The 11,204-nt window shown below is 71.2% G+C and carries 13 protein-coding genes and 1 pseudogene; 11 read left to right on the top strand and 3 right to left on the bottom strand.

Features of this window, described 5'->3' with window-relative positions; all coding sequences use genetic code 11:
- The 6 genes from ACOJSF_RS11710 to ACOJSF_RS11685 form a co-directional block, all read left to right on the top strand.
- A partial coding sequence (locus ACOJSF_RS11710) for an amidohydrolase family protein (protein ID WP_420142377.1) occupies nt 1–941 on the top strand: 941 nt, incomplete at its 5' end.
- Between the two features lie 232 nt (nt 942–1,173).
- Nucleotides 1,174–2,511 (top strand): phosphoglucosamine mutase, encoded by a 1,338-nt coding sequence (gene glmM, locus ACOJSF_RS11705; protein ID WP_420142376.1) that lies wholly within the window; start codon nt 1,174–1,176, stop codon nt 2,509–2,511.
- Nucleotides 2,508–3,323 (top strand): bifunctional hydroxymethylpyrimidine kinase/phosphomethylpyrimidine kinase, encoded by an 816-nt coding sequence (gene thiD / locus ACOJSF_RS11700; RefSeq protein WP_420142375.1) that lies wholly within the window; start codon nt 2,508–2,510, stop codon nt 3,321–3,323. The genes glmM and thiD overlap by 4 nt, the downstream gene beginning before the upstream one ends.
- Before the next feature lie 7 nt (nt 3,324–3,330).
- Nucleotides 3,331–4,077, top strand: coding sequence for a molybdate ABC transporter substrate-binding protein (gene modA / locus ACOJSF_RS11695; protein WP_420142374.1), 747 nt, complete (start codon nt 3,331–3,333; stop codon nt 4,075–4,077).
- 13 nt (nt 4,078–4,090) lie between these two features.
- Nucleotides 4,091–4,783, top strand: coding sequence for a molybdate ABC transporter permease subunit (gene modB / locus ACOJSF_RS11690; RefSeq protein ID WP_420142373.1), 693 nt, complete (start codon nt 4,091–4,093; stop codon nt 4,781–4,783).
- Entirely contained in the window at nt 4,773–5,393 is a 621-nt protein-coding gene (locus tag ACOJSF_RS11685; RefSeq protein ID WP_420142372.1) for an ATP-binding cassette domain-containing protein, read from the top strand. The genes modB and ACOJSF_RS11685 overlap by 11 nt, the downstream gene beginning before the upstream one ends.
- Here the strand turns inward: ACOJSF_RS11685 and ACOJSF_RS11680 are convergent.
- Nucleotides 5,374–6,444 carry an AI-2E family transporter gene (locus ACOJSF_RS11680; RefSeq protein WP_420142371.1) on the bottom strand — a complete coding sequence of 357 codons (1,071 nt, stop codon included), beginning with the start codon at nt 6,442–6,444 and terminating at the stop codon, nt 5,374–5,376. The genes ACOJSF_RS11685 and ACOJSF_RS11680 overlap by 20 nt on opposite strands.
- Nucleotides 6,445–6,540: 96 nt before the next feature.
- Here ACOJSF_RS11680 and ACOJSF_RS11675 point away from each other — a divergent pair, with 96 nt between their 5' ends.
- Genes ACOJSF_RS11675 through ACOJSF_RS11665 form a run of 3 tightly spaced genes read left to right on the top strand, consistent with a single transcriptional unit; the run spans nt 6,541 to nt 8,233 of the window.
- Entirely contained in the window at nt 6,541–7,185 is a 645-nt protein-coding gene (locus ACOJSF_RS11675) for a ribonuclease HII (RefSeq protein WP_420142370.1), read from the top strand.
- The gene (locus tag ACOJSF_RS11670) at nt 7,182–7,742 is read left to right on the top strand and encodes a septal ring lytic transglycosylase RlpA family protein (protein WP_420142369.1); all 561 of its coding nucleotides are present in this window, start codon (nt 7,182–7,184) and stop codon (nt 7,740–7,742) included. Before ACOJSF_RS11675 ends, ACOJSF_RS11670 begins: the two co-directional genes overlap by 4 nt.
- A gap of 50 nt (nt 7,743–7,792) precedes the next feature.
- The gene (locus tag ACOJSF_RS11665) at nt 7,793–8,233 is read left to right on the top strand and encodes a DMT family transporter (protein ID WP_420142368.1); all 441 of its coding nucleotides are present in this window, start codon (nt 7,793–7,795) and stop codon (nt 8,231–8,233) included.
- A 4-nt stretch (nt 8,234–8,237) separates the two neighbouring features.
- On the opposite strand, the gene folP is transcribed toward ACOJSF_RS11665, so the two are convergent.
- Together folP and ACOJSF_RS11655 are read right to left on the bottom strand one after the other, a co-directional pair.
- Nucleotides 8,238–9,284, bottom strand: coding sequence for a dihydropteroate synthase (gene folP, locus ACOJSF_RS11660; RefSeq protein WP_420142367.1), 1,047 nt, complete (start codon nt 9,282–9,284; stop codon nt 8,238–8,240).
- Between the two features lie 99 nt (nt 9,285–9,383).
- Complete coding sequence (locus ACOJSF_RS11655) at nt 9,384–10,514, bottom strand: site-specific DNA-methyltransferase (RefSeq protein ID WP_420142366.1); 1,131 nt, start codon at nt 10,512–10,514, stop codon at nt 9,384–9,386.
- 266 nt (nt 10,515–10,780) lie between these two features.
- Between ACOJSF_RS11655 and ACOJSF_RS11650 the strand changes: the two genes are divergently transcribed.
- Nucleotides 10,781–10,912 (top strand): aa3-type cytochrome c oxidase subunit IV, encoded by a 132-nt coding sequence (locus tag ACOJSF_RS11650; RefSeq protein ID WP_420142365.1) that lies wholly within the window; start codon nt 10,781–10,783, stop codon nt 10,910–10,912.
- 10 nt (nt 10,913–10,922) lie between these two features.
- Nucleotides 10,923–11,204 (top strand): annotated as a pseudogene (locus tag ACOJSF_RS11645) (NAD(P)(+) transhydrogenase (Re/Si-specific) subunit alpha); the annotation flags it as partial.

The raw sequence follows: 11,204 nt of genomic DNA, 5'->3' as shown, positions 1-11,204 counted from the left end.
ACACCGAAAGCCAGCTCATCGCCACCGAACGGTCGATGGGCACGACCCGCGCCTTCGTCTCCGCCTCGCCCGATCATACGATGTTCGGCGGGCAGGGCGCGGTGATCGACCTCGGCGTCGATCATGATCCGCTCACCAAGGCGCGTGCCTTCCAGTTCGTCGAACTGGGCGAGGGAGCGAAGGACGCGGCGGGATCGCGCCCGGCGGCGCATGTCCTGCTCCGCGCGGCGCTCGCCGCGGCGCGCGATCTTAGCCAGGCGGCGGGGCTCGACGAAGGCGCGCTCATCACGCGCGCCGACGCGATCGCGCTCCAGCCCGTGCTGGCGGGCCGGATGCCGCTCCTCGTCCATGCCGAGCGCGTCGCCGACATTCGCGCCACGCTCGCGCTCACGCGCGAGTTTCCGGGCATCAGGATCGTCCTGCTCGGCGCGACCGAGGGGTGGCTGGTCGCGTCCGACATCGCCGCCGCGAAGGTGCCGGTGATCGCCGCCGCGCTGGCCGACCTGCCCGAGACGTTCGAACGGCTCGCCGCGACCCAGTCGAACGTCGGCCGCCTCCAGCGCGCGGGCGTGACCGTCGCCATCTCGACCGTCGACGCGTCGGAAGGGCCGTACGAATCCTACCTCACCCAATATGCCGGCAACCTCGTCGCCCTGCAGAAGGTGCCGGGCGCGAGCGGGCTCGACTGGGGTCAGGCGTTCGCGACGATCACCTCGAAGCCGGCGCAGGCGCTCGGTCTCGATGGCGACATCGGCTCGCTCCGCCCCGGCCGCCGCGCCGACGTGGTGATCTGGGACGGCGATCCGCTCGAGGTGATGTCGGCCCCGGTCTCGGTCTGGATCGACGGCGTCGCGCAGCCGATGACCAGCCGTCAGACGCGCCTGCGCGACCGGTATCTGACTCCGCAGGAAGGCGCGCTGCCCAAAGCCTACGAACGCTGACGGCGCGGCGCGCCCTCCGCCCCTCCTCTCACCGTCGCCCCTGCGCAGGCAGGGGCCCATCTCTCTCGCCTCCACGCTATCGTATGCCGGACGAGCCATGGGCCCCTGCCTACGCAGGGGCGACGGTTTGGGGGTGGGGTCGGCCGCTGGCGACCGTCGGGCCCTCTCGTCCGCGCGAGGGCGAAGGCCACCCCGCTTCCACGCGCGCGGATCACGCTTTAAGACCCCTCGCATGGCCCGCAAATATTTCGGCACCGACGGCATTCGAGGCCGCACCAATCAGACGCCGATGACCGCCGAGATCGCGATGAAGGTCGGGCAGGCGGCGGGCGCCTATTTCCTGCGCGGCACGCACCGCCATCGCGTCCTGATCGGCAAGGACACGCGCCTGTCGGGCTACATGATGGAAAACGCGCTCACCGCCGGCTTCACCAGCGTGGGCATGGACGTGACGTTGGTCGGGCCGATGCCGACGCCGGCGGTGGCGATGCTCACCCGTTCGATGCGCGCGGACCTGGGCGTCATGGTCTCGGCCAGCCACAATCCGTTCGCCGACAACGGCATCAAGCTGTTCGGCCCCGACGGCTACAAATTGTCCGATGAGGCCGAGGCCGCGATCGAGGCGATGATCGACGGCACGGTCGGCCTCGCCCCGGCCGAGGCGATCGGCCGCGCCCGCCGGATCGAGGATGCGCAGGGCCGCTATATCCAGACGGTCAAGGCGAGCTTCCCCGAACATCTCCGCCTCGACGGGCTGCGCGTCGTGATCGATTGCGCCAACGGCGCCGCCTACCGCGTCGCGCCGACCGCCTTGTGGGAACTCGGCGCCGAGCTGATCCAGATCGGGGTCGATCCCAACGGCCTCAACATCAACGAGAAGGTCGGCTCGACCGCGCCCGGGGCGCTTCAGGCCAAGGTGGTCGAAACCCGCGCCGATATCGGCATCGCGCTCGACGGTGACGCCGACCGGCTGATCGTAGTCGACGATCGTGGTGAAATCGTCGATGGCGATCAGTTGATGGCGCTGATCGCCGCCGCCGCCGCCCGCGACGGCCGGCTTGCGGGCGGCGGGGTGGTGGCGACGATCATGTCCAACCTCGGCCTCGAACGCTTCCTCGCGGAACGGGGCATCGCGCTCCACCGCACGCCGGTCGGCGACCGCTACGTGGTCGAGGCGATGCGCGCGGGCGGCTACAATATCGGCGGCGAGCAATCGGGGCACATCGTGCTGGCCGATCACGCCACCACCGGCGACGGCCTGATCGCCGCGCTTCAGGTGCTGGCCGAACTCGTCATCAGCGGTGAACGCGCGCACCGCCTGCTCCGCCAGTTCGATCCGCTGCCGCAACTCCTCAAGAATGTCCGCTTTTCGGGCGGGCAGCCGCTCGACGACGATGCCGTGCGGACGGTCATCGCCGAATGCGAGCGCGAACTGGCGGATGCGGGGCGGCTGGTGATCCGCAAGTCGGGCACCGAACCGCTGATCCGGGTGATGGCCGAGGGCGAGGACCGCGCGCTCGTCGCGCGCGTGGTCGATCGGATCTGCGACGCCGTGCGCCGCGCGGCGTGACGACGCGCACGATCCCGCGCGTGCTCGCGATCGCCGGCTCGGATTCGGGCGGGGGCGCGGGCATCCAGGCCGACGTGAAGACCATCACCATGCTGGGCGGTCATGCGATGACCGCGATCACCGCGATCACCGCGCAGAACACGACCGGGGTCAGCGCCGTGGTCGCCGTGCCGCCCGAAACGGTGATCGCGCAGATCGACGCGGTGGCGTGGGATATCGGCGTCGACGCGATCAAGATCGGCATGATCGGCGCGGCCGACACCGCCTGGCGCGTGGCCGAACGGCTGGCGCAGCCCGATCTGGCGGGCGTGCCGATCGTGGTCGATCCGGTGATGGTCGCGACCAGCGGGGCGGTGCTCGCCGACGAGGCGACGATCGCCGCCTTCGCCGCGCTGATGGCCGCCGCCACCTTCGTCACGCCCAACGCGCCCGAGCTGGCCGTTCTGACCGGCCGCGCGATCGACGACGAAGACGACATGCGGGTGGCCGCCGGCGCGCTTGCCGCCGCGCACAAAATCGCGGTCCTGGCCAAGGGCGGGCACCTGCCCGGCGACACGGTCGTCGACCTGCTCGTCACCTCCGCTGGGGCGGTCCAGCGCCGCGCCGCCGACCGCATCCGGACGACGAGCACGCACGGCACCGGCTGCACCTTGTCGAGCGCGCTCGCCACCGGGCTGGCCGCCGGACTGTCGCCGATCGACGCCGTCGACCAGGCGCGCGCCTTCGTGCGCGCGGCCCTGCTGGCGGCACCCGGCTTGGGCCGGGGCCATGGCCCGATCGGCCACATGCTCGGCCGGCCGCATTTCCCCTGAGGGTCTGATGCGCATTCTCCTGCTCCTGCTCGCCCTGCTCGCGACGCCCGTCGCGGCCGCTCCACCGGTCGTGCTCGCCGCCGCCAGCCTGCAGGAATCGCTCGGCGCCGCCGCCGATGCCTGGGCGGCGCGCGGGCATCCCCGCCCGATTCTTTCCTTCGCCGCCTCGTCCGCGCTCGCCCGCCAGATCGAGGCGGGGGCACCGGCCGACCTGTTCGTCTCCGCCGACGAAGTCTGGATGGATGCCGTGCAGGCAAAGGGGCTGATCCTCCCGGCCACGCGCGCGCGGCTGCTCGCCAATCGCCTGGTTCTGATCGCGTCCGCATCCTCGGCGGCCCGGCCGGTCGCGATCCGGCCCGGCTTCCCCCTCGCCCGCCTGCTTGGCAACGGACGGCTGGCGATGGGTGAAACCCACTCTGTGCCCGCCGGCACCTACGGCCGCGCGGCTTTGGTCCGGCTCGGCATATGGCCCGCCGTGGCGCCGCGCGTCGTCGGGGCCGAAAATGTCCGCGCCGCGCTCGCCCTGGTCGAACGGGGCGAAGCGCCCTACGGCATCGTCTACGCGACCGATGCGCTCGCCTCCCGGCGCGTACGCGTCGTCGGCACCTTCCCCGCCTCCAGCCACGTGCCGATCGTCTACCCGATCGCGCTGCTGCGAACCTCGGTGAGCGCCGACGCCGAGCCATTCCGCCGCTTCCTGCTCTCGCCCGCCGGCAAGGCGATCTTCCGGCGCTTCGGGTTCGTGGCGCGCTGATGGCGGCGCGGGCATGACGCTCACTTCTGACGACTGGCAGGTCATCGCGCTCTCGCTCAAGGTCGCGCTGGTCGCGGTCGCGCTCACCCTGCCGCTCGCCTTCGCGCTCGCTTACGTCCTCGCGCGCGGGCGCTTTCCGGGGCGCATCCTGCTCGACGCGATCGTCCACCTCCCCCTCGTCCTTCCACCGGTGGTGACCGGCTGGCTGCTCCTCCTCGCCTTCGGACGAACCGGGCCGGCGGGCGCGTGGCTCGAACGGAGCTTCGGGCTCACGCTCATGTTCCGCTGGACCGGGGCGGCGCTCGCGGCGGGCGTGATGGCGCTGCCGCTGATGGTGCGCGCGATGCGGCTGTCGATCGAGGCGGTCGACCGCCGGCTGGAGGGCGCGGCGCGCACGCTCGGCGCGGGACACGCGCGCGCCTTCCTGACGATCACGCTGCCGCTCTGCCTGCCCGGCATTCTTGCCGGCGCGGTGCTCGGCTTCGCGCGCTCGATCGGGGAGTTCGGCGCGACGATCAGCTTCGTGTCGAACATTCCGGGCGAGACACGCACCCTGCCGATCGCCATCTACGGCGCGCTGCAGATCCCGGGCGGCGAGACGACGGTCACCCGCCTTGCAATCGTCTCGGTCCTGCTGTCGCTGGGCGCCTTGGTCGCCTGCGAATGGCTGGTCCGCCGCCAGCGGGGGCGGGCGCATGTCCTCTGAACCGCCGACCTTCGACATCGACGTGACGGTGCGGCGGGGTGATGCGCATTTCGACACCGCCTTCACCGCCGGCCCCGGCCTCACCGCTTTGTTCGGTCCGTCGGGCGCGGGCAAGACCAGCCTGCTCGACATGGTCGCCGGCCTGCTGCGTCCCGATCGCGGGCGGATCGTCGTCGCGGGCGAAACCCTGTTCGGCGACGGCGTCGACCTCCCGCCCGAGCGCCGCCGCGCCGGCTATGTCTTTCAGGACGCCCGCCTGTTCCCGCACATGAATGTGCGCGCCAATCTGCGCTACGGCCGGCGTCCGGGCACGCTGCCGTTCGACGATGTCGTCGATCTGCTCGGCCTGTCGGCGTTGCTCGGCCGCGCGCCCGCCACCTTGTCGGGGGGCGAGGCGCAGCGCGTCGGGATCGGCCGCGCGCTCCTGTCGGGCCCGCGCTTCCTGCTGATGGACGAGCCCCTGTCCTCGCTCGACGCCGCCCGCGCCGAGGAGATCATGGGCATGATCGAGCGTGTCCGCGACGATCTGCGCCTGCCCATCCTCTACGTCAGCCACAATCGCGCCGAGGTCGATCGGCTCGCCACCCGCGTCATCCCGATCGCGCGCTGACATCGCTGCCGAGCAGGTCGCGCCACAGCAGGATCAGCGCCGCCATCACCGCCGGCCCTACGAACAGCCCCAGCAACCCCATCGTCTCGACCCCGCCCAGGATGCCCACCAGCACCCACAGGAACGGCAGGCGGGTCGCGCCCCCGATCAGCGCCGGGCGCACGAAGTGATCGGCGATCCCCACCACGACCAGACCGATGGCCACCACCGCAACCGCCCAGCCGACCGCGCCTTGGCCGAGCAGGGTCGCGGCCGCCAGCGCGAACATCACGACGGCGCCGAACGGGATCATCGCCGCGATCGCGGTCAGCAGGCCGAACAGGAAGGGATGGGGCACGCCGGCCGCCAGATAGACCACCGCCATCACCGCGCCCTCGCCCAGACCGACCAGCACGAGGCCGTCGATCGTGCCGCGCACCGACCGCACGACCTGGACCCCGATCCGCTCGCCCGCCGGGCCGAACAGCTTGCGCGCCGCCCGGCCGAGCTGCGCCACCAGCGTGGCGCGCTCGCGCAGCAGGAAGAACAGCGCCGCCAGCGTGAACAGGAAGATGACGGCGCGATGGAGCAGACCGCGGCCCAGCAATTGCGATTGCTCGGAAAGGATGGCGTGGCGCAGCCGCTCCCATTCGAGCGTCGTCGCTTCGGGCGTCGCCAGATGCGCGCGCCACCAGCCCGAAATCTCGCCGGAAAAGGGCAGGGTCGCGATCCATGCCGGCTCGGGCAGGCCATAGGCGCGCGCCTGTTCCAGCCAGGCGAACAGCACGCGCGCCTCGCGCGCCGCCTCGATCAGCCCGAGCGCGAGCGGAACCAGCACCAGCGCCGCGATCAGCAAGGTGGCGAGCGCGGGCAGCACGGCGGTTCGCCCGCGCGGCCAGCGCGCCTCCGCACGCGCGTAAAGCGGGTCGATCGCGATCCCGATCACCGCCGCCCACAGCAACGCCGGCAGGAAGGACGCGCTCAGCCACAGTCCGGTCAGGACGAGGCCCGCCGCCAGCATCAGCCGTGCCCAGAACTGACGGCGAAGGCGTTGGGTGTCGGACAGGTCCATGCTCCGGTTGTCTGCGCCCCGTCCCACCCCCTTGCAAGCGCACGCTTCGTCGCCTGGACGATGACGGCGCACGCCGACGCTGGCATAAGCGCGGCCGTGACCAACGCCCGCCCGTTCGCCCGCCGCCGCGCCAGCCTGTTCCCGCCCGTGATCGGCTGCGACGAGGTCGGGCGCGGCGCGCTGTGCGGGCCGGTTGTGGTGTGCGCGGTGTGGTTCGATCCGTGCGCGCTGCCCAAGGGGCTGCTCGGCCGGCTCGACGATTCGAAGCGCATCGACCGCGAGGAGCGCGAGGCCTTGTTCCCGCTGATCCGCAACGCGGCGCGCGTCAGCTTCGCGGCGCGTTCGGCGCGCTACATCGACGTCTACAACATCCGCAACGCGACGCTTCAGGCGATGCAGCAGGCGGTCACGCGGCTCGGCGTCCAGGCCCCGGTGCGGATCGACGGGATCGACGTGCCGCGCGGCCTGTCGGGCGACGCGCAGGCGGTGATCAAGGGCGACGGGAAGGTGCCGCAGATCGCCGCCGCCTCGATCCTCGCGAAGGTGATGCGCGACCGGCTGATGGCACGCCTCGGCACCCGACACGAGCATTATCGCTGGGAACAGAATTCCGGCTACGGCACCCGCGCGCATCGCGACGCGATCGTCCTGCACGGTCACACGCGGCATCATCGCTGCTCGTTCGGCGACCTCTTCTCCATCGCGCCCGCGCCGGTGATGGAGGTCGCGGCGCTGGCGTGAGCGCCTCGGCGTTCCGCGCGGCGACGCTCGCCGCCTTGTTCCTGCTCGCGGCCTGCGGCGGCCGCTATCGTCCGGTCAGCGACGATCCCGTCCGGATCGGCCGCCCCTACACGATCAGCGGGACGCGTTACACGCCCGCCGCCGATCCGAGCTACGACATGCTCGGGCTGGCAAGCTGGTACGGCAGCGAGTCGGGCAAGCGCACCGCCAATGGCGAGAAGTTCCGCCCCGGCTGGATCACAGCCGCGCACACCACGCTGCCGCTGCCGAGCTATGCCGAAGTGACCGCGCTCGACACCGGCCGCCGCATCCTCGTCCGGATCAACGATCGCGGGCCGTTCGTGCGCGGGCCGCGCATCGTCGATCTGTCGCGCGGCGCGGCCGAGCAGCTCGGCATCCGTTCGGCCGGCACCGCACCGATCCGCCTGCGCTTGGTCGAACCGTCCGCCGCGGATCGCCGCCGTCTCCAGCGCGGCAAGCCTGCGCGCGACCTCCCTCCCGTTTCGGAAGAGGTACGGCGCAACCTTCGCGCCCAACTCGCCGCCGCGGGCTATTGACCGCGAGCGCCGCGATTGAAGCCGCGCGGCGCGGCCGGTAGGCGGGAACGATGCTGCGCTTCCTGCCGATCATCTGCGTCTTCCTCGCCGGCATCGGCGTCGCGCTGCAGACGCCCACCAACGCCGCACTCGCCCGGTCGCTGGGATCGGTCCTGCTCGCAGCGCTGGTCTCATTCGCGGGCGGCACGATCATCCTCGTCGCCGCATGGCTGCTGTTCGATCGCACGCCGCTCACGGCGCTGCGTGCGGCGCCGGCCTGGACGTGGAGCGGGGGCCTCTACGGCGCCTTCTTCGTCGCCTGCTTTGCTTTTTCCGCGCCCCGCCTCGGCCTCGCCACCGCGCTCACGATCGCGATCGCCAGCCAGCTCGGCATGGCGCTCGTGCTCGATCATTTCGGGCTGCTCGGGCTGCGTCCCGCGCCGATCTCGCCACTCAAGCTGCTCGGCATCGTGCTGGTGCTCGGCGGCGTCGTGCTCGTCCGGCGCGGCTGACGGCTCAGCCGGGCGCCTGCGCCGCGTCGCGCAGCCCCTGCTGGACGCGCAGCGCCTGGACCGTCTCGAACACGTCGTGCACGCGATGGAGCTGTACGCCCTGCGCCGCCGCCAGCACCGACAGCGCGACCGTGCCCCCCAGCCGCCGATCGACCGGCGCCTCCCCCGACAACGCGCCGATCATCCGCTTGCGGCTCACGCCCAGCAGGATCGGGCAGCCGAGCCCGTGGAATAGCGACAGGCCGTTGAGCAAGGCGAGATTGTGCGCCAGCGTCTTGCCGAAGCCGATGCCCGGATCGACCACGATCCGCGCGCGATCCACCCCCGCCGCCTCCGCCGCCGCGATCCGCGCCTCCAGCCAGTCATAGACTTCGATCAGCACGTCGCCGTAGCGCGGGTCCGCCTGCATCGTCGCCGGATCGCCCTGATGGTGCGTCAGCACCACCGGGCAGCCGCGCGCCGCCACCACCGCCAGCGCGCGTTCGTCCCACGCCAGCGCCGACACGTCGTTGATCATCGTGGCGCCCGCGTCGAGCGCCGCCGCCATCACCGCCGCCTTGCGCGTATCGACCGAGACCAGCGCCCCCTCACCCGAGAGCGCGGTCACGACCGGCACCACGCGCGCCGCTTCCTCGACATCGGGCACGATCCGCGCCCCCGGTCGCGTCGATTCGCCCCCGATGTCGACGATCGCGGCACCGTCCGCGATCAGGCGCCGCGCCTGCGCGACCGGATTATAATTGCCGCCGTCGGAGAAGCTGTCGGGCGTCGCGTTGACGATCCCCATCACGCATGGCGTGTCGAACGTCACGCCGTCGATCGGCGCGCGCGGCGCGGTGATCCGTGCGAGGATCGCCCGCCCGTCCGCATCCAGCGCCGCGTCGATCCGCTCGACTGGCACGAGGTCCTGCCGCACCCGCCGCCCGCCCGCGACCGCGATGATCTCGACCGCCGAGAACCGGCACGGCCCACCAGCCAGCCGCAGCGCCCGCCCGTCGTCGCAAGGCGGATCGACGAATGCCGTCGGCCTAAGATACGTGCGCGCGCTCACCACCCCTCACCGTCGCCCCTGCGTAGGCAGGGGCCCATGTCTCTTCCGGTCGAGGAAGACGGCGGACACAATTACAAGCCCGCCCACCGCAGCGTCGCCTCAGGCCGCGAAATCGGCCAGATGCTTCTGCCGCAGCGCATCGATCGGGGTCAGCGTGCCCGCCTCCTCGATATGCCAGAAGGTCCAGCCGTTGCACGACGGCGCGCCCTGCAACGTCGCGCCCAGCTTGTGGATCGATCCGCCCGCCTGCTCGCACGTCAGCGATCCGTCCGCCTTGACCTCGGCCGTCCAGCGCCGCCGCGCGTCGGTCAGCTGCGTTCCCGGCGCGATCATCCCGCTTTCGACCAGCAGCCCGAACGCGACGCGCGGTTGCGCGGCCTTTTCGGGCACGCCCTCCATCGCGCTCTCGTCGAGCGGCAGGGTGGAGGCGATCCGCTCGCGCGCGGCCTCGACATATTTGGTCTCGCGCTCGATCCCGATCCAGCGCCGCCGCAGCCGCCGCGCCACCGCCCCCGTCGTGCCCGTGCCGAAGAAGGGGTCGAGCACGATGTCGCCCGGCTTCGACGCGGCGAGCAGCACGCGGTAGAGCAGGCTTTCGGGCTTCTGCGTCGGGTGCGTCTTGTGCCCGTCCGCGTCCTTCAGCCGCTCGCCGCCCGAGCAGATGGGCAGGCTCCAGTCCGACCGCATCTGCACGTCGTCATTGAGGCCCTTCATCGCGCGATAGTTGAAGGTGTAGCGCGCTTTCTCGCCCTTGCTGCACCAGATCAAAGTCTCGTGCGCGTTGGTGAAGCGCGTGCCCTTGAAATTGGGCATCGGGTTGGCCTTGCGCCACACGATGTCGTTGAGGATCCAGAAGCCCGCATCCTGCAGCGCGGAGCCCACGCGGAAGATGTTGTGGTAGCTCCCGATCACCCACAATGTGCCGTCATCCTTCAGAATGCGGCGCGCCTGTTCCAGCCAGGCACGGGTGAAGCGGTCATACGCCTCGAAGCTGTCGAACCGGTCCCACAGGTCCATCACCGCGTCGACCTTGCTGCCCTCCGGCCGGTGGAGGTCGCCGCCGAGTTGGAGGTTGTAGGGCGGGTCGGCGAAGATCATGTCGATCGAACGGTCGGGCAGCTTCGCCATCTCCGCCACGCAATCGCCCATCAGGATCGTGTCCAGCGGCAGCAGCGCAAGCGTGGGCGCGCCCGCGCGTCCGGCCTTCCGTATCGGTCCCAACGCTCCCATGCCGCTCCCCCTGCGCTCAGCGCGAAGCCCTCCCTGTGGAGTCGCGCGGACTCCCCGGTCAAGCCGGTGACGGCGGCGCCGGCCTGCGTCCGCGGTCCTTTCACGCCGGCCCGTGCAAAGTTATCCACAGGATGTGGAGTCCGCCGCCGCCGCCGGACTCAACCTTTTGTGGTGTTGCCCGAAAGACTCATTGCGCTACCGATCTTGCTTGATGGGACGCGCTTGCTGCGGCTACTCTTCCCGAAACGACACATCAGGGGACGGACATGGCCGAACAAGGCGCAAAGATCGACCTTCCCGCGCACGAGCGCACCTACGACAGCTTCATCAGCCTGTTCAAATGGGGCGCGGTCGCCTGTTTCCTGCTCGCCTTCGTCGTCATCTTTATCATCACCTGATCCGATGGCCATTCGCATCGCGGTCGTGAAGGAACAGGCCGCCGGTGAGAGGCGCGTCGCCGCCACGCCCGAGACGGCGAAGAAATTCGTCGGGCTGGGGGCCGAGGTCGCGGTCGAAAGCGGCGCCGGCACAAACGCCTCGATTCCCGACGATGCCTTTGCCGCCGCCGGCGCGACGGTCGCCGATCGCGCGGCCACGCTGCGCGACGCGGACATCGTGCTCGGTGTACAGGGACCCGATCCGGCGACGCTGGCAGGCGCGAAGCCCGGCGCCTGGATCGTCGCCGGGCTC

Source organism: Sphingomonas sp., assembly GCF_048594985.1.
Taxonomy (GTDB): domain Bacteria; phylum Pseudomonadota; class Alphaproteobacteria; order Sphingomonadales; family Sphingomonadaceae; genus Sphingomonas_I.
This window is presented reverse-complemented; position numbering and strand designations above follow the sequence as displayed.